Source organism: Candidatus Thiothrix phosphatis (assembly GCF_035668035.1).
GTDB classification, from domain to species: Bacteria; Pseudomonadota; Gammaproteobacteria; order Thiotrichales; family Thiotrichaceae; genus Thiothrix; species Thiothrix phosphatis.
This window is the reverse complement of record NZ_JAYMYJ010000112.1, coordinates 203889-226643: the sequence shown is the minus strand read 5'-3', so window position 1 is coordinate 226643 and position 22755 is coordinate 203889. Positions and strand designations below refer to the sequence as shown.

The 22755-nt window shown below is 56.5% G+C and carries 17 protein-coding genes; 10 read left to right on the top strand and 7 right to left on the bottom strand.

Translation table 11 applies throughout. From position 1 onward, the window contains the following. From VSS37_RS12645 to VSS37_RS12630, 4 genes are all read left to right on the top strand, one after another. The coding region (locus VSS37_RS12645; RefSeq protein WP_324695754.1) for a restriction endonuclease subunit S at window positions 1–773 on the top strand (773 nt) is incomplete at its 5' end. 66 nt (window positions 774–839) lie between these two features. Continuing rightward, window positions 840–1058, top strand: coding sequence for an AbrB/MazE/SpoVT family DNA-binding domain-containing protein (locus VSS37_RS12640; protein ID WP_324695752.1), 219 nt, complete (start codon window positions 840–842; stop codon window positions 1056–1058). Further along, a complete protein-coding gene (locus tag VSS37_RS12635; RefSeq protein ID WP_324695750.1) occupies window positions 1051–1467 on the top strand; it encodes a type II toxin-antitoxin system VapC family toxin in 417 nt (138 codons plus the stop codon). The genes VSS37_RS12640 and VSS37_RS12635 overlap by 8 nt, the downstream gene beginning before the upstream one ends. An 84-nt stretch (window positions 1468–1551) precedes the next feature. Further along, window positions 1552–4812 carry a type I restriction endonuclease subunit R gene (locus VSS37_RS12630; protein ID WP_324695748.1) on the top strand — a complete coding sequence of 1087 codons (3261 nt, stop codon included), beginning with the start codon at window positions 1552–1554 and terminating at the stop codon, window positions 4810–4812. A gap of 14 nt (window positions 4813–4826) precedes the next feature. Here the strand turns inward: VSS37_RS12630 and VSS37_RS12625 are convergent, their stop codons facing one another. Together VSS37_RS12625 and VSS37_RS12620 are read right to left on the bottom strand one after the other, a co-directional pair. After that, window positions 4827–5486, bottom strand: a complete 660-nt coding sequence (locus tag VSS37_RS12625; RefSeq protein ID WP_324695747.1) for an START domain-containing protein — start codon at window positions 5484–5486, stop codon at window positions 4827–4829. After that, entirely contained in the window at window positions 5483–6106 is a 624-nt protein-coding gene (locus tag VSS37_RS12620; protein WP_324695745.1) for an NAD(P)H-dependent oxidoreductase, read from the bottom strand. Before VSS37_RS12620 ends, VSS37_RS12625 begins: the two co-directional genes overlap by 4 nt. A 79-nt stretch (window positions 6107–6185) precedes the next feature. Here VSS37_RS12620 and cysZ point away from each other — a divergent pair, with 79 nt between their 5' ends. Then, window positions 6186–6917: a sulfate transporter CysZ gene (gene cysZ, locus VSS37_RS12615; protein ID WP_324695743.1), complete on the top strand. Its 732-nt coding sequence runs from the start codon at window positions 6186–6188 to the stop codon at window positions 6915–6917. Window positions 6918–6960: 43 nt separating this feature from the next. Here cysZ and putA read toward each other — a convergent pair whose 3' ends face one another. From putA to VSS37_RS12595, 4 genes are all read right to left on the bottom strand, one after another. Further along, a complete protein-coding gene (putA, locus tag VSS37_RS12610) occupies window positions 6961–10137 on the bottom strand; it encodes a bifunctional proline dehydrogenase/L-glutamate gamma-semialdehyde dehydrogenase PutA (RefSeq protein WP_324695741.1) in 3177 nt (1058 codons plus the stop codon). A 152-nt stretch (window positions 10138–10289) separates the two neighbouring features. Next, window positions 10290–10700 carry a PaaI family thioesterase gene (locus VSS37_RS12605; protein WP_324695739.1) on the bottom strand — a complete coding sequence of 137 codons (411 nt, stop codon included), beginning with the start codon at window positions 10698–10700 and terminating at the stop codon, window positions 10290–10292. A gap of 84 nt (window positions 10701–10784) precedes the next feature. Then, a complete protein-coding gene (locus VSS37_RS12600) occupies window positions 10785–13166 on the bottom strand; it encodes a phosphoketolase family protein (RefSeq protein ID WP_324695737.1) in 2382 nt (793 codons plus the stop codon). A 110-nt stretch (window positions 13167–13276) separates the two neighbouring features. Further along, window positions 13277–14341: an alkene reductase gene (locus VSS37_RS12595; protein WP_324695734.1), complete on the bottom strand. Its 1065-nt coding sequence runs from the start codon at window positions 14339–14341 to the stop codon at window positions 13277–13279. A gap of 523 nt (window positions 14342–14864) precedes the next feature. On the opposite strand from VSS37_RS12595, the gene VSS37_RS12590 reads away from it, so the two are divergent. From VSS37_RS12590 to VSS37_RS12570, 5 genes are all read left to right on the top strand, one after another. After that, complete coding sequence (locus tag VSS37_RS12590) at window positions 14865–15215, top strand: hypothetical protein (protein ID WP_324695732.1); 351 nt, start codon at window positions 14865–14867, stop codon at window positions 15213–15215. 460 nt (window positions 15216–15675) lie between these two features. Beyond that, complete coding sequence (locus tag VSS37_RS12585) at window positions 15676–17832, top strand: HAD-IIB family hydrolase (protein WP_324695728.1); 2157 nt, start codon at window positions 15676–15678, stop codon at window positions 17830–17832. Further along, window positions 17829–18677: an HAD-IIB family hydrolase gene (locus tag VSS37_RS12580; protein ID WP_324695726.1), complete on the top strand. Its 849-nt coding sequence runs from the start codon at window positions 17829–17831 to the stop codon at window positions 18675–18677. The genes VSS37_RS12585 and VSS37_RS12580 overlap by 4 nt, the downstream gene beginning before the upstream one ends. Continuing rightward, window positions 18674–19585: a PfkB family carbohydrate kinase gene (locus VSS37_RS12575; RefSeq protein ID WP_324695724.1), complete on the top strand. Its 912-nt coding sequence runs from the start codon at window positions 18674–18676 to the stop codon at window positions 19583–19585. The genes VSS37_RS12580 and VSS37_RS12575 overlap by 4 nt, the downstream gene beginning before the upstream one ends. A gap of 10 nt (window positions 19586–19595) precedes the next feature. Next, window positions 19596–21551 carry an amylosucrase gene (locus VSS37_RS12570; RefSeq protein ID WP_324695722.1) on the top strand — a complete coding sequence of 652 codons (1956 nt, stop codon included), beginning with the start codon at window positions 19596–19598 and terminating at the stop codon, window positions 21549–21551. Window positions 21552–21677: 126 nt separating this feature from the next. Here VSS37_RS12570 and VSS37_RS12565 read toward each other — a convergent pair whose 3' ends face one another. Beyond that, window positions 21678–22649, bottom strand: a complete 972-nt coding sequence (locus tag VSS37_RS12565) for a sugar transferase (RefSeq protein ID WP_324695720.1) — start codon at window positions 22647–22649, stop codon at window positions 21678–21680. Window positions 22650–22755 lie beyond the last annotated feature (106 nt).

Genomic DNA, 22755 nt, shown 5'->3' with positions numbered 1-22755 from the left:
AGCTGCTGGAAGAAATGGCGCAAATCACCTACGAGGAATGGTTTGTGCGGATGAAGTTTCCGGGGCATGAAACAGTAAAAATAGACTATAAAACTGGACTCCCAGAAAACTGGAGAGAGCAAAGCCTCGGTGATTTCATCACAATCAAACATGGCTTTGCTTATAAAGGTGAATATTTTACGGATTCAGAAAGCAATCGAGTATTACTCACCCCCGGAAATTTTAAAATTGGCGGTGGATTAAAGCTAGATAAGCTCAAGTATTATGATAACGATGCTGAATCGCCTACCGATTATGAGCTTTGTAAACACGATTTATTGGTAACAATGACCGATTTGAGCAAGATGGCCGATACACTTGGGTATCCATTGCTCGTTCCTGGCTCAAGTGACAAAGTATTTCTTCATAATCAGCGACTAGGAAAGATTTTATCTTTACCAAACAAGCCCTTTCCAAAGTATTTTTACTACATGCTTTTTAAGGAAGAGCGTTATCGTGGGTTTGTTGTTGGTTCCGCATCAGGAGCTACTGTCAAACATACATCTCCCTCTAAAATATTGTCCTTCAAAATTCATTGTCCCGCATTAGATGGAGAGTTGGTTCTACAATTCAATAAGCAGCTAGAACCAATTTTTGAGATTATTGATCATCTGCAACAACAGAATGCGTTGTTGCGGGAGGCGCGGGATATTCTGCTACCGCGCCTGATGACCGGCATGATTGATGTCGACAAGGTGGAGGTGCCAGAGGCGTTGCTGGAGCGCGTTGCGTAGTATTCGCATTTTGAGGGCGTTCATGCTGAAATAAGAATATAGATTCTTACCAAAGTGGGATACGTCATGCAAATCACCGAACGGGGGCAAGTCACCATCCCCCTCAAACTGCGCGAACAATTCGGTTTTCTGCCTCATACCGAAGTGGAGTTCAGCGTTCAGAACGGCCAGTTGGTCTTGCGTAAAAAAACCGAAGCCAGCCGTAACCGTCTGTCTGGCATCTACGGCAAAAAGCGTTTTGAGCGCTCAACGGATGACCTGATGAAGTTGCTGCGTGATGAGTGAATACCTGATTGATACCAATGTGTTACTGGATGTTATCGGTGCTGATGAGCAATTTGGCGAGCGTTCACGCCTGTTATTGGAACAACTGTCAGAACAAGGGGTGTTGATCATCAACCCAGTTATCTATGCCGAAATCGGCGCAATGTGCGATTCCCTGGAAGAACTGAATGAGTTACTGCCAGAATCACTTTTTCGCCGTGATTCCATCCCCTGGGAAGCCCATTTTCTTGCCGGGCAAGCCTTCCGCCGCTACCGGCATAACAAGGGGCAGCAAAAGCGTGTATTAGCGGATTTCCTGATTGCTGCTCATGCCGCTTACTCAGGCTATACGCTGGTTTCACGTGATAGCGGCCACAAGCGCTACTTCAACATGGAATTACTGAATCCCGCCGTGCAAGCAGTGCCGTAATGGATGACGACCGTGCCAATCTGAGGTAATGTTCAGCAAACAGGACACTTTGTCCTGGATTATTTTTGCTGATAGGGCTGTCGCATGAGCTACGAATATTCCGAAGATGCCTTGATCGAAGACGCGGCTGAAGAAATTCTGCTGGATTACCAGTGGAAGGTAGAAACCGCATGGCACAGAGAAGTCTTTTCCCGTATGCCCGACCGCAGCGATGGCACACTGGGGCGCATCGATAAAACCGAAGTCATTTTGCAGCGCTATTTACTGGCTGCGTTGAAAACGCTGAACCCCGGACTCCCCCTCGCCGCCTATCAGGAAGCCATCGAACAAATCAAACAGGCGGAAGCTGATAAAAAGCTGGCTGACATCAACAAAGCCAAACACGCCATGCTCACTCAAGGTGTTGAAGTCAGTTACCTGGATGACAAAGGCGCGCTGCAAAAGAAAAAACTGGCTGTCTTCAATTTCAGGGAGACGGAGCAAAACCATTTCCTGGCCGTGCGCCAACTGGAAATCAAAGGCCCGCTGTATGACAAACGCCCGGATATTGTCGGTTTCGTCAACGGTATTCCGCTGGTGTTTTTCGAGCTGAAAGCTCACTACACGGATTTGCGCAAAGCCTACGATGATAATCTGACGGATTACAAAGGTGGCAAAAACCACGAAGGCACCATACCCGCCCTGTTTTATTACAACGCCTTCATTATCCTCAGCAATGGCACGGATTCTCGGGTTGGCACCATTACCAGCCCCTACAAGTTCTTTCTGGAATGGAAACGCTATGAGGAAGACGACGAAGGCGAAGTCAGCCTCGATACCATGATCCGTGGCGTGTGCGAGAAAAACCGTTTGTTGGATATTGTCGAAAACTTTCTGCTATTCGACGGCGAAGGCGATGATATGGCCAAGATCATGGCCAAAAACCATCAGTTTCTCGGTGTCAACAAGGTGCTGAATCAGGCCCGGAATATTGAAGAGCTGCAAGGTAAGCTGGGGGTATTCTGGCATACGCAAGGTTCCGGTAAATCCTATTCGATGGTGTTCATGTGCCAGAAACTGCTACGCAAATTTGGTGGCAGTTACACCTTCCTGATGGTGGTGGATCGCAGCGAACTGGAAAACCAGTTGTATGACACTTTCTCTGGCTGTGGAGCCTTGCCCCAGCAATTGCCCAAACGCGGTATCCGTGCGAAAAGCCGGGAGCATTTACGCGAATTGCTGGCGGATAACCACCGCTATGTTTTCACCCTGATCCACAAGTTTTCCTTTGACCCGAAAAAGGAGAAGGAATACCCGTTGATCAGCGAGCGCCCCAATATCATTGTTATTTCTGATGAAGCACACCGCACCCAGGGTGGCACATTTGCCCGCAATATGCGTTTCAATGCGATACCCAATGCTTCCTATCTGGGCTTCACCGGCACACCGCTGATTCATGATGAGGAGGAAATCACCAAAAACATTTTCGGTGATTACATTTCGGTTTATGACTTCAAAAAAGCCATCGACGATAACGCCACCCTACCATTACGTTATCAGAACCGGGGTGAAAAGCTGGCGATTGAAAACCCCAAACTCGACGAACGCATGGCCGCGATTATCAACGAAGAAGAGCTGGACGCTGATCAGATAGCCAAACTCAAACGCGAATTTGCCCGCGATTACCCGATCCTGACTGCTGAAAACCGCTTGCGGGAAATTGCCCGTGATTTGGTGTGGCACTTCAATGAGCGCGGTTATCAGGGCAAGGCCATGTTCGTGGCGCTGGATAAACCCACCGCTGTGCGTATGTATGATCTGATCATGGCTTGCTGGCCTGACTACGTGCACGAACTGGAGCAGCGCCTTAACAATGCTGAAGACGAACAGCAGGCGCAAAAACTCAAACGTCACTTGCAGTGGGTACGGGAAACCGAAGTGTGTGTGGTCGTCAGCCCGGAACAAAACGAGCTGAAAAAATTTGCGGAACTCGGGCTGGACATCCGCCCGCACCGGCAAAAGATGGTGGAACGTGATCTGGAAACCGAATTCAAGGACGACGCCAATCCGTTCCGTCTGGCGATTGTCTGCGCCATGTGGATCACCGGTTTTGATGCGCCCTGTGTGTCCACGGTGTATCTGGATAAACCCATCCACGGCCACACGCTGATGCAAACCATTGCCCGCGCCAATCGCGTGTATGACGATGAAAAGGAAAATGGTCTGATCATTGACTACGGCAATGTCTATCAACAGCTGGAAAAAGCCTATTCCGTCTACGGCGATGGGGGCAATGGCAAACAAAAAACCAACGGGGGCCAAACCGGTGGTGAAAATGATCCCAACGTGGTGGAAAAACTGGAGGGTATGGCATCAGAACTCAGCGCGGCTATCGTTGCTGTGCGCGAATATCTGCAAGAGGTCGGTTTCGAGCTGGATAAGCTGATCCATGCCGAAACTGCCCTGAAAAAACTGGCAGCCCTGAAAGCAGCCGCGAACGCCGTATCGCTCAATGAAACCACTCGCACCCAATACGAATTCGCCGCTCGTAATGTCTTCCGCAAATACAACGCCCTGTACCCTGATCCATTGGTAAAGCCTTACACTCCGGCATTCAACGCGATTGAAGCCATTTACGGCCAGCTCAACCAGAAAACCCAGAGCGCTGATATTTCCGGTGTGATGCGCAGACTGCAACAGGAGGTGAATATGAGTGTTGGCATTCTTCCCGAAGGCGTACAGGAAATAGATGCTCAGGAGGATGATTTTGTTGACCTCAGTAAGCTCGATTTCGACAAGCTACGGGCAGCTTTCGCCAAATCCGGTCAGAAAAATACCGTTGTTTTCGATTTGCAGCAAGCCATTGATCAACGCCTGACGCAAATGCTTCAGCAAAATCCGACCCGGCTGGCGTTCTACGAAAAATACCAGAAAATCATCAAGGCGTATAACGAGGGCAAGGATTTGCAGGCCGTGCAAAAAACCTTTAATGATTTGAGTGACTTTATCCAGAATGACCTCGACCCGGAGGTGGAGCGAGCCACGCGTGAGCAGTTGGATGAAGAAACGCTGGCTATTTTCGACCTGCTGAAAAAACCGAATCTCACCAAAACTGAGCGAGAGCAGGTTAAAACTGTCGCCAGTGGGTTGCTGGAAACTCTCAAGGCCGAAAAATTGCGGATTGAACGCTGGAGCGAGAGCCCTCAGGTTTCCGCACAGGTAAAAATCATCATTGATGAGCGCTTGCAATGGCTGCCTGCTGAAAGTTATCCCGATGAAGAGGTCGATACGAGAAGCACGGCAGTCTATCAACATGTGCATAGCCGCTATCAAGGCGGAGGAATGAGCAATTATGGCGCTGTCTGAGCGGAACCCTATCGCTATTCCACTTCAATCTGGCGGATTTCTTCCTCGCTGAACCGGGCGTTACGGTATTGGGGTTCCTTCGCCACATCGCGCAAGTTTTTCAGCGTATTGAACACCGATTCAACCAGATGGTCATTGCTGGAGCCATTGAACGGTGCCTGTGGGTCAAGCTGAATCTGGTAACTGACCCGGACATTGCCGGGGCTGGCCTGCTGGAACACCCACGAACCCCGCAAGCCCAGCACACGGGTGCGGCCCGGCGCGGCTGGCGCATAGTTTTCCTTGCCGGTCAGGGTGATCGTCAGGGTCGACGTGCGGCGGTTATAGCGGATGACGGAATCAATGTACATGTCCCGGTTTTCCAGCGGAAATGGCGCATCCACCACGGTATACGTGATGCGCTCGGCGGGCGACAGGGTTTTCACCAGCCGCCCTTCCACGCAGCCATGCACCCAGCGCGGGCAAGCGCTGATGTCTTTCAACACTGCCGCCAACGCATCCAGGGTCGCCTCCACCTCCACCACGCCGTTGGTGGTTTCATGGGGCGAGCCGGTCTTCTGCTGCCGCACCTGAATCCCGCCCTCATCCTGTTTCACCACCCAGCCGCCGCCATCCGCATACCCCGGCGGCATCGCCAACAGCAACAGGAAAACGGCGGCCAGCAAGCGTTTCATCGGTACTCCACCATGTCTTCCAGCGGCTGGCGCAGGCGCGGCGTCTGCTCCCCAGCGCGGTAGCCGAAGGTGACAACCACGGCCACGCCATACTGGCTGGTGTCAACGCCCAGCAATTCCTCAACCCCGTGTTTGGAAAAGCCTTCGATCGGGCAGGAATCAATCCCCAGACTGGCGGCTCCCGTCATCATATTGGCCAACGCCAAGTAGCACTGTTTGGAGGCCCAAGCAAACGTGTTCATGTACGGCGCAATTTCAGTGTCGTTATGGGCGGCATACTTGGCCAGATACGCCTCCTCCGCCTCTTGCGGCAGATTGCGGCGGCCAAACAACTTTTTCACGTAAGCGCTGCCCGGCTCCACCGCCGATGTTTTCGCCAGAATCACCACCACATGGCTGCTGTCGGTGATCTGCGGCTGGTTCCAGCAGGCCACGCGCAACTTTTCCCGCAATTCCGGGGTTTGCACCACCACAAAACGCCAATGTTCCATCCCGAACGAAGACGGCGACAAACGCCCGAATTCCAGAATCTGCTGGAAATCCGCTGCGGGAATCGTGCGCTGCGGGTCAAATTTCTTGCAGGCATGGCGGAATGTCATCGCTTGCATGAATGGCTGCATGGTGAAAGCTCCTTCACTTAAAACCGGCTGGTAAATGCGCTACAGTATCACCACGCCGTCACACAAGGATACAGAAATAATGTTTACGGGATTCTTCAAGGGTTTTGGTTACGTGTTCACTGGCCTGTCGCTCATCACGCAGAAAGGCATCCGCCCGTTTGTGCTGGTTCCGTTGTTGATCAACACCATCCTGTTCGCGGGCGGCGTCTGGTTGGCGAAAACCCAGCTCGCCTACTGGATGGGCAGGCTGCTGCCAAACTGGCTGACATGGCTGGAATGGCTGCTGTGGCCGGTGTTCGCCATCCTGATCTTTTTTGTGGTGTTCTATGTGTTCTCCATCGTCGCCAACCTGATCGCCGCGCCCTTCAACGCGGTGCTGGCGGAACGGGTGGAGGCGCGCCTCAACGGCCTGCCGGTTCCGGAATTCGCCGGTTACCAAAGCTTGCCCGGCCTGATCGCCCGCACCTTCAAAAGCGAACTCAGCAAACTCTGGTACATGGGCAAGTGGTTTATCCTGTTATTGATCCTGACCGTGATTCCGGGTCTGAACGTGGTTTCGCCAGTGGCGTGGACAGTGTTCGGTGCCTGGATGCTGGCGATCGAATACGCTGACTACCCGATGGGCAACCACAACCTGTTTTTCAATGACGAATTGCTTGCGCTAAAGAAACGCCGCCCGGAAGCGCTGGGGTTCGGCTGGCTGCTGTCGATCATGACCACCATTCCGGTGCTGAATTTCCTGGCGATGCCGGTAGGAGTTGCGGGCGCAACCGCATTGTGGGTGAAAAGCCTGTCCCCAAACCAACCATAGGATAGGACGTGGATTTGATGCCAACCCACTGGCAGACCCACCCTTACTCACTCTTCAGCGACAACAGTGAAACATCCCCGCCCTGCGCGGTGGTATTAACCGATACCACCCGCTCGGTCGCAAATCGATGCAGGTAATGCGGCCCACCTGCTTTCGGCCCGGTGCCGGACAAACCTTCCCCACCAAACGGTTGCACTCCGACAATCGCGCCAATCTGGTTACGGTTAATGTAGATATTCCCCACTTTGAGCTTGGTCAGCAGATGGTCGATAGTCTGGTTGATGCGGCTGTGGATACCCAAGGTCAGGCCATAACCCGACTGATTGATTTCATCGATCACCCGATCGAGATCCTTCGCGGCATAGCGGCAGACATGCAGCAGAGGGCCGAATTTCTCACCGCCAATCTGGGCGATATTGTCAATTTCAACCGCACTGGGCGCAAAAAACGAGCCATTTTCACACTCAGCCGGAAGTTCGCATTGATGGATCAGCTTACCGACCTGGGTAATCTGTTGCAGGTGCTGCTCCAGCATGGCTTTGGCTTCGGCATCAATGACTGGGCCAATGTCGGTTTGCAGTAACGCCGGGTTGCCGATGCATAGTTCCTGCATGGCACCTTTGAGCATGGCAATGGTCTTGTCGGCAATGGCGTCCTGCAAATACAGGATACGCAGCGCGGAACAGCGTTGCCCCGCACTGTTGAACGCGGAATGCACCACATCATCCACCACCTGTTCCGTCAGCGCAGAGGAATCGACAATCATGGCGTTAATACCGCCAGTTTCGGCAATGAGTGGAATAATCGCGCCAGAACGTTGCGCCAGGGAGCGTTGGATATGCTGCGCCGTTGCCGTACCGCCGGTGAAAACCACGCCACCCAGCCAGGGATGTGACACCAACGCCTGACCCACCACCGCGCCTTCGCCCAGCAACAATTGCAAGACTTCACGCGGCACGCCCGCCTGATGCATCAACCGGGTAGCGAAATGCGCCGTCAGCGAACTTTGCTCTGCCGGTTTAGCCACAACCGCATTGCCCGCTGCCAACGCCGCCGTAATCTGCCCGGTGAAAATAGCCAGCGGGAAATTCCACGGGCTGATGCAGGCGAACACACCGCGCCCGTGCCAGCGCAAGGTATTGCTTTCGCCGGTAGCACCATGCAGCACCAGCGGTTCGCCGAAATCCTGCTGGCAGCGGTAAGCATAATAGCGGCAGAAATCGACCGCCTCGCGCCAGTCGGCCAGCGCATCGTCCAGGGTTTTGCCTGCTTCGCGCACCATCAATGCCAGCAGTTCCACACGCTGCTGCCCGTAAAGTAGCGCGATGTTTTGCAACACTTTGACGCGGGTAATCACAGGCGTGCTATCCCAGCGGTCAGCGTGCTGGGCAGCAAACTCGACTGCCGCCGTAACCGACGCTTTCGACGCATATACTACGCTGCCAACCACATCGCTGTGATCGGCGGGATTGAGCACCGCATGTGGCTCGCCTGCTTCCGTTTCCACACATAGCAAACTGACTGCCTGATACGGCTTGGGAAAAGCGCTTTGCAAAGACTCCTTCAATTGCAGCAGAGTCGGCACATCCGTCAAATCGAGTCCGGCAGAATTTTCCCGTGCAGGCTGATAAAGATCAGGCGGCAACGGAATCGCCGGATGGCGGATCGATTCCAGTTTTCCCACCGCCTCCAATGGCTCTTCGATAATGGCCGCAATCGGCAACTCGTCGTCCTGCACCCGGTTGATGAAGGAGGTATTGGCACCATTCTCCAGCAAACGGCGGATCAGGTAAGGCAGCAGGTCGTGATGATTGCCAACCGGGGAATAGATGCGGCAGTAAATCTTGCGCTGCACCGGACTGTCATCACCCAGCAATTGCGCATATAAGCTTTCGCCCATGCCGTGCAGACGCTGGAATTCAAAGGCACGTTCCGACCCCGCCATGTGCAGGATGGAAACCACTGTTTGCGCATTATGCCCGGCGAATTGCGGATGGATCAGCGGCCCTGCTGCCAGCAGACGTTTGGCGCAGGCCAGATAGGAAACATCGGTATTCACCTTGCGCGTAAATACGGGGTAATCGGCCAAACCTTGTTGCTGGCAGCGTTTGATTTCAGCGTCCCAATACGCACCTTTCACCAGTCGGATATGCAGCGGGCACTGATATTGCTGCGTCAGTTGTTCCAGCCAGTCGATCACAGTCCAGGCACGTTTCTGGTAAGCCTGTACCGCCAGACCCAGGCCATCCCAGCCTTGCGTCGCCGCGTGGTGGTACATGGCGGCGAACAGTTCCAGCGACAATTCCAGCCTCTCGGCTTCTTCCGCATCTACTGTCAGCAGGGTATTGGCTTGCTGCGCCATATCGATCAGCACCAGTAACCTGGGAAGTAACTCTGTCAGCACACGGGCACGCTGCCGGTATTCGTAGCGCGGGTGCAAGGCCGACAACTTGATCGAAATACCGGGCCGGTTTCTGACATCCGCTTCACCCTTCGCCGCCTGTTTGCCAATTTGTTCGATAGCGGATTGATAGGCCTGGAAGTAATGTTCCGCATCCGCTGCCGTGCGTGCCGCTTCACCCAGCATGTCGTAGGAAAAGCTGTAGCCCTGCTTGCGCCAGGCACGGGAACGTTGCAGCGCATCCTGCATGGTGCTGCCCATCACGAACTGCCCGGCCATAATGCGCATACCTTGCCGTACGGATTCACGCACAATCGGCTCGCCAAGTTTCTGCGCCAGGGTGCTGAGGATTTCCGACAGCGGCTTGTCGCCGTATTGTCTGCCGAAATAATCCCGCCCCAGCCAGCGGCCAGTCAGCATCAGCGCCCAAGTCGAAGCATTGGCGAACACGGACGAACTCTTGCCCAGATGTTTGCCCCAATCCGCACAAGCCAGCTTGTCGGCAATCAGCTTGTCAGCGGTTTCCGCATCGGGAATACGCAGGAAGGCTTCGGCCAGACACATCAGCAATACGCCTTCCTCGCTGGAAAGGTCGTATTCGTGCAGGAAAGCATCCAGCCCGCCGCTGGTTTTGCGCTGCTCGCGGATGGCTTGCACCAGTGCTGTAGCGGTTTGTTGAATATCGCGTCGGGTGTCTGGGGAATGCTCAATCTTACCCAATAAAGCCTGTATGGCTTCGGCTTCATCAGTACGGTAATGGCGGGTGATTTCCGCGCGCCCAGTATCGTCTGTCTCAACCATATCGCTCAGAAAATCCATCTTGGCTCCTCCGCCTGCTCGGCGTGCTGACCCCAAAACTGCTTACCGCCTATTTATCCTGATTTGGCCGATTTTGGAAATTGTCTGGTTGGACACCAAGGTGACAAGCTGCACCAGAACGAAACAGGGCGGCCTTGCGCCGCCCTTGTCCATTAAGCCTTGCGGGGTGGCAGCGAATAGGTGCCCACCACATGCGCGACCGGCTGCGGTGTGCCTTGTGAATAGAGGGTGACTTCGCCGACCACCAGCGTTTTGCCGACCTTGATCAGCTTGCATTCCGCCACGATCGGTTTATCCCCCGCCGGTTTGCGCAGAAAATTAACTGTCAGGCTGGTGGTCGCCGCCATCGGCGTAATGCCCGGTTCGCCGTGGATAGCGACATAAAGTGCCACATCCGCAACCCCCATCATGGTCGGGCCGGAAACCGTACCGCCAGGCCGCAGCTCGTTCACCCCGACCTCATGCAGCAGGGTGGAACCACCATTGCCAACCGCCTGCACCACGCATTTGGTTTGGGGAAATTCCTCGGCAATGAATGCCGTCACTTCTTCCAGTGTTGCCACGCTTACTCCTTTGAAACACGGTATGAATGGCTGTTTGCCCCGGTTACGTCATGTACGGGGCAAACAGCACTAGCAGAAAACCACTCAGTATGGCCAAACCCAGGCATCCACTTCCGGCAGGTCGACACCGTTCTGGTAGGCGTATTGGCGGCATTCAATCTGCCTGTCGCGCAGCCGTTCCTTGACGTGCGCACCCGCCACCTGCAAGCGCGGGATACGGTCGATGGCGTCAATCGCCAGCGAGAAACGGTCAATCTCGTTCTGGATCGCCAGCTCCAGCGGCGTATTGATGCTGCCTTTTTCCTTGTAGCCGCGCACATGCAGGTGCAGGTGGTTGCGGCGCCGGTACATCAGGCGGTGGATCAGCCAGGGGTAACCGTGGAAGTTGAAAATGATCGGCTTGTCCAGCGTAAACAGGCTGTCGAAATCCCTGTCGGACAGCCCATGCGGATGTTCCGTCTCTGGCGGCAGCCGGTACAAATCGACCACATTGATGAAACGTATTTTGATGTCGGCGAAGTTCTCACGCAGCAGCACAGTGGCCGCCAACGCTTCCTTGGTTGGAATATCGCCGCAACCGACCATCACCAGATCGGGTTCCACCCCTTCGTCATTGCTGGCCCATTCCCAGATGCCAATGCCTTTGGTGCAATGCTTGATCGCCTGATCCATGGTCAGGTACTGCAAATGTTTCTGCTTGTCGGACACGATCACATTGACGTAATCGGTGCTGCGCAAACAATGGTCTGCCACACACAGCAGGGTATTCACATCCGGTGGCAGGTAAATGCGCGTCACTTTCGGCGACTTGTTCACCACCACATTCAAAAAGCCGGGGTCTTGATGGGTAAAACCGTTGTGGTCTTGCCGCCATACTGTCGAAGTGATCAGCAGGTTGAGTGAGGAAACCGGCGCACGCCAGGGAATCACGCTCGCCATTGCCAACCATTTGGCGTGCTGGTTAAACATCGAGTCAATGACATGCACAAAGGCTTCGTAGGTGGAAAAGAAGCCGTGCCGCCCGGTCAGCAGATAGCCTTCCAGCCAGCCTTCCAGCGTGTGCTCGGACAACATTTCCATCACCCGCCCAAACGGTGACAACTGGCCGCCGTCTTCGTCTTCCGGCAGGTATTCCGCCAGCCAGGTTTTCTTGCTGACTTCGTAAATGTCGTCAAGCTTGTTGGAAGTGTTTTCATCCGGCCCGAATACGCGGAAATTGCTCATATTCCGCGCCATAATGTCGCGCAGGAATTTGCCCAGTGGCCGGGTATTTTCCGCCGTGATTTTGCCTGGGCCGGGAATGTCGGCGGCATACGCGCTGAAATCCGGCATCCGCAACGCCTTGCGCAACAGGCCGCCGTTGGCGTGCGGGTTGGCGCTCATGCGCTGGGTGTATTTGGGCGCCAGCGCTTTCAGCTCCGATATCAGGCGACCATCCTGATCAAACAACTCTTCCGGCTTGTAACTACGCAACCAGGCTTCCAACTGATGAAAGCTTTCCGCATTGCTGCGCACATCGGCAATCGGCACCTGATGCGCCCGCCAGAACCCTTCGACTTTATGCCCATGCACTTCCGCCGGGCCCGTCCAGCCTTTCGGGGAACGCAGCACAATCATTGGCCAGCGTGGGCGCGTCGGGTCATTTTTGGTGCGTGCTTCCGTCTGGATACGGCGGATTTCCAGCACACAGGTTTCCAGCACTTCGGCCATGCGCGCGTGCATGGTCATCGGGTCGCTGCCTTCCACGAAATACGGCGTCCAACCATAGCCCTTGAACAAGTCCTCCAGTTCCTCATGGCTGATGCGCGCCAGGATCGTCGGGTTGTTGATCTTGTAACCATTGAGGTGAAAGATCGGCAACACCGCGCCATCGCGCACCGGATTGAGGAATTTGTTGGAATGCCAGGAAGTCGCCAGCGGTGCGGTTTCCGATTCGCCATCCCCGACCATCACCGTCACAATCAGCTCGGGGTTGTCGTAGGCCGCGCCAAACGCATGTGAAACCGAATAGCCCAGTTCGCCGCCTTCATGGATAGACCCCGGCGTTTCCGGCGTGCAATGGCTGCCGATCCCGCCCGGAAAGGAAAAGTCCTTGAAAAAGCGGCGCATACCGTCTTCATCTTCGCTTTTGTCGGGGTAGATTTCGGAATACGTCCCTTCCAGATACACCGGCCCAAGCACGCCCGGCGCACCGTGGCCAGGGCCTGCCATGAAAATGGCATCCAGGTCATATTTTTTAATCAGCCGGTTCATGTGCACATAGCCGAAAGCCAGACCGGGGCTGGAACCCCAATGGCCTAGCAAGCGGTTCTTGATGTGTTCGGCTTGCAGGGGTTGGCGCAAAAGAGGGTTTGCGCGCAAATAAATCATGCCTGCCGCCAAATAGTTGCAGGCACGCCAATAGGCGTCGATCAGCTGCAATTCCTGGGCAGTGACAACGGGTGAGGGTTGAATGTTGTCATTCATTTTGGTTCTCCTTTGGTGGTCATTTATTTTCGATTGTGGGATTCAACTGTGACGGCCTGATGAAACAAGACCATCACAGTGTCTAAGGAGACAGCAAGATATGCGCCACGTTAATCCGCGAAAGGATAATCCGTGTAGCCGATGGCCGGGTCAGACAAGCCCACGCCATAGAAGCTGTTGAAGTCAGGCGGGTTCAGCGGCAGGCTTTCCTGCATACGGCGCGGCAAGTCAGGGTTGGCAATGATGGTCTTGCCGAAAGCCACCGCATCCGCTTCACCTGCCTGCAACACCTGCTGGGCGCTGGCGGCATCAAAGCCTTCATTGGCGATGTAGAAACCACCAAAGGCTTCCTTCAACTGCGGCCCGATACGGTTTTCGCCCAGCGATTCACGGGCAAAGATGAAAGCGACCTTGCGTTTGCCCAGCTCACTTGCCACATAGCTGAAGGTCGCCAGCGGGTCGGAATCGCCCATGGTATGTGCATCGCAACGTGGCGCCAGATGCACGCCAACCCGCCCGGCTCCCCATACACCAATCACGGCATCAGTGACTTCCAGCAGCAGACGGGCGCGGTTTTCCAGGGAACCACCATAGGCATCGGTACGTTTGTTGGTGCTGTCCTGCAAAAACTGGTCGAGCAGATAGCCGTTGGCAGCGTGGATTTCCACCCCGTCGAAACCGGCGCGTTTGGCGTTTTCCGCACCCTGGCGGTAAGCCTCGATGATGCCGGGCAGCTCTTCCGTCTCCAAAGCACGCGGGGTCACGTAGTTTTGCATAGGCCGTACCAGACTGACGTGCCCTTCCGGCGCAATCGCGCTGGGTGCCACCGGCAGTTCGCCATTCAGGTAGTACGGGTGGGAAACGCGCCCGACATGCCACAGCTGCAGGAAAATCAACCCACCTTCAGCATGCACAGCATCCGTGGTCAGTTTCCAGCCTTCAACCTGTTCGTCAGACCAGACGCCGGGGGTGTCCGGGTAGCCCACACCCATCGGCGTGACAGATGTTGCTTCGCTCAGGAGCAGGCCTGCACTGGCACGCTGACGGTAATATTCCGCCATCAGCGCGTTGGGCACACGGCCTTCGCTGGCGCGGCAGCGGGTCAGCGGCGACATAACAATACGATTGCGCAAATAGAGATCGCCCACCTGGGCCGGGTCAAATAGTGAAGGCATGCTGGGTACTCCATAATTGTTTTAAAAGCCGCCAAGCTTAACATGGGGGCAAAAACCTTACTGTTGATTCAGGGTTAAAGCTTCGTGGATATTCAGTTAAAAGTAGAAAAAATCTATTTATTTAAATAATTTATGTGAAAATGTAAGTGACACACCCATATATCCCATTCCCACCTATCAAGCATTAACAGCCCCTTATCGTCCATCTCACATCATATTTTCCATATTTTAAATATGCTTTTCCCACCCTCCCCGGAATTTAATTTTACATTTGTTAACAGAGGAATAGTTATGCTTGGTGCTGGATCTTTACAACGTAATCTCGCATTGCTTGCACGGACACTTTCAGGGCAGAGGCAACCTGCCGGAATCTCCAGCGAGACCATCGCCAATATCACCACTACGCTGCAAAATCAGTTAAATCGGCTGTCGAATCAACCGGGTATTTCTCAGCAATTGAGAAATCTCATCACGGCGGTCACTGAGCAACTGCAAGCGCTGAACAATTCTGGAGCCACGGGCGGTGCCACCGGAGCCACGGGCGGTGCCACCGGAGCCACAGGTGGAGCCACCGGAGCCACAGGCGGAGCCACCGGAGCCACAGGCGGAGCCACCGGAGCCACAGGCGGAGCCACCGGAGCCACGGGCGGTGCAACAGGTGCCACAGGTGGAGCCACCGGAGCCACAGGCGGTGCCACCGGAGCCACAGGCGGTGCCACCGGAGCCACAGGTGCCACCGGAACCACCGGCGGTGCAACCGGAGCCACGGGCGGTGCAACAGGCGCTACCGGCTCCACAGGCGCTACCGGATTGGGTAACATTGTCATGGGCGACAGCACCTCCGCAGACAGCCGTGCTTTTCTATCATCACTGACGCCCCCTGCCGATGCACTCGCAAAATATCCCAACATATTCCCAGTCCTTATCCGCAAGGAGGGAGAAACCAGCCAAATAGTGGATCTTCAGCATGTGGTTTGGGCAACGTTTTCGGACACCCCAAAAACCGATTGGGAGCCGGTGCTGGAGAATGGACAACCTGTAACTTTTAGCGATGGCCGTCCATTGTATTGGATATATCCGATAATAATAACGAGGTAAACCCCAACCTCAACAGCGTGAGGGGGACTCCCCCTCACGCACAATTATCCGCCGCTGCATTGCGCCCTCCCAATTTCACCCAATCAATGGCCCCAACCAGCCTGATCATTCCCGCCCCTTTCCCTTCCCACAACCTGTAAACAACCACCCTCCCCCCATCCATGCTAGAATAGCCGCCACACCCTCAGACAAACTCCATGCGCGCCAGCTTTTGCGTGCGCAAACCGGAGCACAAAATGACGAACGACAACGGCAAACCTTACCTTGTCCTGATCAGCATCCACGGGCTGATACGCGGGCAAAACCTTGAACTGGGCCGCGACGCCGACACCGGCGGCCAGACCAAATACGTGGTGGAGCTGGCGCGCGCGCTGGGCGAACATCCCGCCGTCGGGCAAGTGGATCTGGTCACCCGGCGGGTGATTGATCCCGCCGTCAGCGACGATTACGCCCAGCCCATCGAACCGCTTTCCGCCAATACCCGCATCGTGCGCATCGACTGCGGCGAGGAAGCCTACATCCCCAAAGAGCAATTGTGGGACAGCCTCGACAGCTTCGCCGACAACCTGATCCATTTCATCAAACAGCAGCCGCGCCGCCCGGCCCTCATCCACAGCCATTACGCGGACGCAGGCTACGTCGGCACACGCATCTCCAGTTTGCTGGGCGTCCCGCTGGCGCATACCGGCCACTCGCTGGGGCGCAGCAAACGCCGCCAGCTGCTGGCCGCCGGACACAGCAAAGAGGCGCTGGAAGCCCGCTACAACATCACCCGCCGCATTGAAGCGGAGGAAACCACCCTGGGCGTGGCCGAGCGCGTCATCACCAGCACCCATCAGGAAATCAACGAGCAATACGCCCTGTACGACCATTACCAACCCGAACGGATGCGGGTGGTGCCACCCGGCACTGATTTGCAGCAGTTTTATCCACCTACCGGGGATGAATTCCATACCAACATTGCCGCCGAAGTCGCCCGCTTCCTGCAAGACCCCGGCAAACCGATGATCCTCGCCCTGTCGCGCCCCGACCCGCGCAAGAACATCGCCCAACTGGTCAGCGCCTATGGCGAGTCGCCGGAACTCCAACAGCTCGCCAACCTGGTCATCATCGCGGGCAACCGCGACGACATCCGCGAGATGGACACCGGCGCACAGGAAGTGCTGCAAGAAATCTTGCTGCACGTCGACCAATACGACTTGTACGGCAAGGTGGCCTACCCCAAACACCACCAGCCAACCGAAGTGCCGACCCTCTACCGGTTGGCCGCGTTTAGCCAAGGCGTTTTCATCAACCCCGCCCTGACCGAACCGTTCGGCCTGACCCTGATCGAAGCTGCCGCCAGCGGCCTGCCCATTGTCGCCACCGAAGACGGCGGCCCCACCGACATCATCGGCAACTGCCACAACGGCCACCTGGTCAACCCGCTGGACAACGCCGACATCACGGACAAGCTGCTGCGCGTCCTGACCGCTGCGGGACAGTGGCAGACCCTCGCCGCCAACGGCCTGCAAGGCGTGAAACAGCACTATTCCTGGCAAGCGCATGTGGAAAAATACCTGGAGGCGACCCGCCCGTTGCTGGAACAGGCGCAGGCTTCCCCACCAATACCGGCCAGACGCCGCAAACAACTGCACCACGACCGCGCGCTGTTCTCCGACCTCGACCAGAACTTGCTGGGCAGGCCGGAATCGCTCACGCCATTCATCCAGGCGCTGCAAGCCAACCGCAAATGCGTGCTGTTCGGCATCGCCACCGGACGGCGGCTGGATTCGGCCATGCAACTGTTGAAGAAACACCGCATCCCACCACCGGACGTGCTGATCACCAGCCTTGGCACCGAAATTTACTACGCCCCCAACCTGCTGCCAGACAGCGCCTGGGAACTGCACATCGACCATCTGTGGAACCCGCGCATCATCCGCCGCACCCTAAGCGGCCTGCCGGGGCTGAAACTGCAACCCAACAACGAACAAAGCCGCTTCAAAGTCAGCTACTTCATTGACCCACAGATTGCGCCAGACCTTCAGCACATCAACAAACTGCTGCACCAGGAAGGGCAGGCGGTGAACGTCATGCTGTCGTTCGGCCAATACCTCGACATCATTCCGGTGCGGGCCTCCAAAGGGCTGGCGCTGCGCTGGTTCGCCGACAAACGCGACATCCCGCTGGAGCGGGTGCTGGCGGCGGGCGGTTCGGGCGCGGACGAAGACATGATCCGCGGCAACACCCTGGCGGTGGTGGTCGCCAACCGCCATCACGAAGAGCTGTCCGAACTGGCCCTGGCCAACGCCGAAGGCATTTTCTTCGCCACCCGCCCGTATGCGGAAGGCATACTGGAAGCCATCGAACATTACCATTTCTTCCAAGCCTGCGAGGTGGCGGCACCATGAACCGGCCATTGCTGATCTGCACCGACCTTGACCGCACCCTGTTGCCCAACGGCGCGGAGCCGGAATCGCCCGCCGCCCGCCGCTGGTTCCGCAAACTGGCGGAACTGCCGGAAATCACCCTCGCCTACGTCAGCGGGCGCCACGCCGCCCTGGTGCGTGACGCCATCATCGACTACGACCTGCCGCTACCAGATTTCGTGATCGGCGATGTCGGTGCCACCCTTTACAGCTGCCAACGCTGGCGCTGGGAACCTTGGCCCGCCTGGACACAGCACATTGCCCCCGACTGGGGTGGGCGTAGCCGCGTGCAATTGGCTGTCCTGCTACAGGACATCCCTGAATTGCGGTTGCAGGAGACAGTCAAGCAGAACACCCACAAACTGAGTTACTACGTCAGCCTGCACACTAACCACCAATACCTGCTGGATCAGGTGAGGCAACGCCTGATCGCCCGCAGCATCCGCGCCAGCCTGATCTGGAGCATTGACGGCCCGGCCAACACCGGCCTGCTGGACATCCTGCCCGCCCGTGCAAGCAAGCGCCACGCCATCGAATTCCTGATGGCGGAGCGGGGCTTCAAGCAGGGGAACACCGTGTTTTCCGGCGACAGCGGCAATGACCTGCCGGTGCTGGTCAGCCCAATTCCGGCCACCCTGGTCAATAACGCCAGCCCCGCCATCAAGGCCGAAGCTTGGCAGACAGTCCGCATGACTGGGGCGGAACGGACGCTGTATCTCGCCCAGGGTGGATTCTTCGGCATGAATGGCAATTACGCCGCCGGAATCCTCGAAGGCATCGCCCATTACCACCCCGCCATCACCGCCCGGCTGGAGAAAACCGCATGACAGACAAACCCCACTGCGCAACCGCTACGCCGCGCCCGGTCATCTTTGGCGAAGTGCTGTTTGACCGCTTCCCGGATGGCTCCACCGTATTGGGCGGCGCGCCGTTCAACGTCGCTTGGCATTTGCAGGCGTTCGGTTTGCAGCCACTGTTCGTCTCCGCCGTCGGTGCCGACCCGTTGGGGGAACAGGTGCGCACGGCCATGCAGGATTGGGGCATGGATGTCTCCGGCCTGCAAACCAGCCCGGATTACCCAACCGGCGCGGTGGAAGTCCGCTTTCATGACGGCGAACCGCATTACACCATCACGCCGGACAGCGCCTGGGATTTCATCCGTGCGGAAAAGCTGCCGCCGCCGCCCGCCAACGCCCTGCTCTACCACGGCAGCCTGGCCCTGCGGCAGCCGGTTTCCCGCCACGCCTGGGAACAACTGGCGCAACAAACCGGCGCGGCGGCGCGTTTCATCGACATCAACCTGCGAGCACCGTGGTGGGACGAAACCCTCCTGACGCCGTGGTTGCAAGGCGCGCGTTGGCTAAAGATCAACGCCGATGAACTGGCGGCCATCGTACCGCAAGCCGGGGACGCTGAAGGGCGCATCCGCAGCCTGTTCGACACCCTGCCGCTGGAATGGCTGGTCATCACCCAGGGCGCGGCGGGGGCGGCCGCGGTTTCGGCCAGCGGCGCACGCTTGCAGGTCAGGCCGGAACAGGCCGCGCAGGTGGTGGATACGGTCGGCGCGGGCGATTCCTTCAGCAGCGTGCTGTTGCTGGGGCTGGCGCACGGCTGGCCGATGGAACAAACCCTGCAACGGGCGCAGCAATTCGCCGCTGCCGTGGTGGGCCTGCGTGGCGCCACCACCCGGCAGCGGGCGTTTTACCAACCATTCATTGATCATTGGGGACTATAAAGGAGCGCTCATGTACGAACAGGTTTCCCATTCCCTGCTCAACGACATCCTGATTGAGCTGGACCCGACCATCAAGGGCGAAGGGCTACGCCACTTTTACACACGGTTGGGGGCGAATTTCTATTCCATCCATTCGCTGTTCAACATCCTGTATGGCAAGCGCGAGGATTTCCGCGTCCATGTCCAACATCTGGTGGAAACCCTGGCGCGGCAATACGTGGCGCGCCCACAACACCTGCGCGATTCCGATCTGGCGCGCGAAAAGGACCACAACTGGTTTTTAAGCCAGGAATGGGTGGGGATGGCGCTGTACGCCGACGGTTTCGCCAAAAACCTGCCGCACCTGGCCGAAAAGGCGCATTACTTCCAGGAACTGGGGGTGAATATGGTGCACCTGATGCCGATGCTGCAATGCCCCCGGGGTGCCAGCGACGGCGGCTATGCGGTCAGCGATTTCCGCCAGATCGGGGCGCGCTTCGGCTCGGTGGAAGACTTGCAGGCGTTGGCGGACGAACTGCGCAAACGCGACATCCTGCTGACCCTGGATGTGGTGCTGAACCACACCTCCAACGAACACGAATGGGCGCAACAAGCGCGGGCGGGCGACCCCAAATACCAGGATTATTACTACATCTTCGACAACCGCGAAGTGCCGGACATGTTTGAAATCACCATGCCGGAAATCTTCCCCGAAACCTCGCCCGGCAACTTCACCTGGGATGAGACGATGGGCAAATGGGTGATGACGGTGTTCAACAACTACCAATGGGACTTGAACTACAGCAACCCGGCGGTGTTCATCGAAATCCTCGACATCATCCTCTACTGGGCGAACCAGGGGGCGGACATCCTGCGGCTGGATGCGGTGGCGTTCCTGTGGAAAAAAATCGGCAGCATCTGCCAGAACGAGCGCGAGGCGCACCTGCTCCTGCAACTGCTGAAAGACTGCTGCCAGGTCACGGCACCCGGCGTGTTGTTCATCGCCGAGGCCATCGTCGCCCCGGTCGAGATCATCAAGTATTTCGGCGAGGACGCCATCAACGCCAAGGAATGTGAAATCGCCTACAACGCCACCTTCATGGCATTGTTGTGGGATGCGGTCGCCACCAAGAACGCCCGGCTGCTGACCCAGGGCATCAAGAGCCTGCCCGACAAGCTGGAGCGGGCGACCTGGCTGAATTACGTGCGCTGCCACGACGACATCGGCCTTGGCTTCGATGACAATGACATCCGCGCAGTCGGTTACGAACCTTACGCCCACCGCCAATTCCTGATCGATTATTACACCGGGCGCTATACCGGCTCACCGGCGCGCGGCCTGCCGTTCGGGCACAACGACAAAACCGGCGACACCCGCATTTCCGGTTCGCTGGCGTCGCTGGTGGGGCTGGAAAGCGCCTTGCAGGCCGACGACCCGGCGCGCACCGACACTGCCATCAAGATCATCCTGCTGCTGCACGGCATGATCCTGTCGTTCGGCGGCATCCCGCTGCTGTACTACGGCGATGAAATCGGCACGCTCAACGACAACACCTATCAGGAAGACCCGGCCAAGGCCAATGACAGCCGCTGGGCGCACCGCCCGCGCATCGACTGGGACAAGGCGGAACTGCGCAATACGCCGGGAACCATCGAATTCCGCCTGTTCAATGCGTTGAAAAAGATGATTGCGGTGCGCAAGGAAGTCAGCGCTTTCGCTGACTTCAACAACCGCGAGCTGCTGGATGTCGGCAATCCGCACCTGTTCGTATTCGCCCGCTTCGAACACTTGCAGCCCGCCAGCCGGGTGCTGGTGGTCGCCAACTTCGACAACTCCCCGCAGCATCTGAACCTGGGGGACATCGGGCATAAAGCCTATTTCCGCAGCGGCGCGGTGCGCGACCTGTATTCGGGGGAGCGCCCGGCCATGTTCAAGGATGAACTGGTGATTCCGCCCTACCGCTTTTACTGGCTGACGGATCAGTAAACAAACAGATCGATGTTGTTTCCGACCCAGGCCATATTTGCGGCTGATACGCCCGCCGCCATTGACGATACGCTACCGAAAGGCCTTGCGGCTCGGCTCCCTTGTAGCCGAAGCCGCACCATAAGCTCAAACACCCTGCCCAGTCACCACTATTTGGATAGTCTTCAGCAATATTTTGACATCCATCCACAAGCTTTGGTGCTTGAGGTAGTACATATCATGCCGATGTTTGTGCATCGCATCTTCGACGGATGCGCCGTAAGTGTAACGCACCTGTGCCAGGCCGGTGACGCCGGGCTTGACCATGTGGCGAAAGCGGTAAAATGGAATATGCTTTTCCAGTTCATGGATAAAGACCTCGCGTTCCGGGCGAGGGCCAATCAGGGACATGTCACCCTTCAGCACGTTAAGCAGTTGTGGCAGTTCGTCAATGCGGGTGCGGCGGATAAACTGCCCCACTTTGGTGATGCGGCTGTCATTGCGCGTCGCCCAGCGGGCACCATCCTTTTCTGCATCCTGGCGCATGGAACGGAACTTGATGATTTCAAATTCCCGGTTGAACAAGCCCGTGCGTTGTTGGCGAAAAAAGACAGCGCCCGGCGATTCCAGTTTGATGGCCAAGGCGGTCAGCAACCAAATCGGGAGGGTCAGCGCCAGCAGGCCCAGCGCCATGATAATGTCCAGCAAACGCTTGAGCCAGTGGCTTTGCTGTTGTAGCTTCTGCTGGAGCAGATTGTTTTCCAGCAGGTAGTCGTCATGCAGCAATTCGACTTCGACAAATTTTAGGCGTTCATCCAAGTGTTCCAACAAAGCTTCCACCTGCCCACCAGCATTGGCGGCGTCCGTCAGAAAAACCCGCTGTTTACAGCTCAGTGCAGAGCGTCGATAAAAACAGAAGGTTTTACCCGCACAATCACCAATATTGTATTGGTTGATAAGATGGGGGATTCCGTTGCGGTTGAGGACATCGGTCACATGGGAGGCTTCCTTTTCAGGAGCATAAACATACAGGACGCTTGGCAGCGTCTGCGGTTCCCGTAACCCCTCCTGATAAAAGGAAGGTGTTGTTAAGCGGAATACTAGGCTTGTTTCTGACATGATGTTTGCTCCACATGGATCGCAGGATGTCTGAAAAATCCTGGCGGTCATTATTTTTGATATTCAATAAGAAAATTTATTGTTTACGCACGGACACTATGCGATT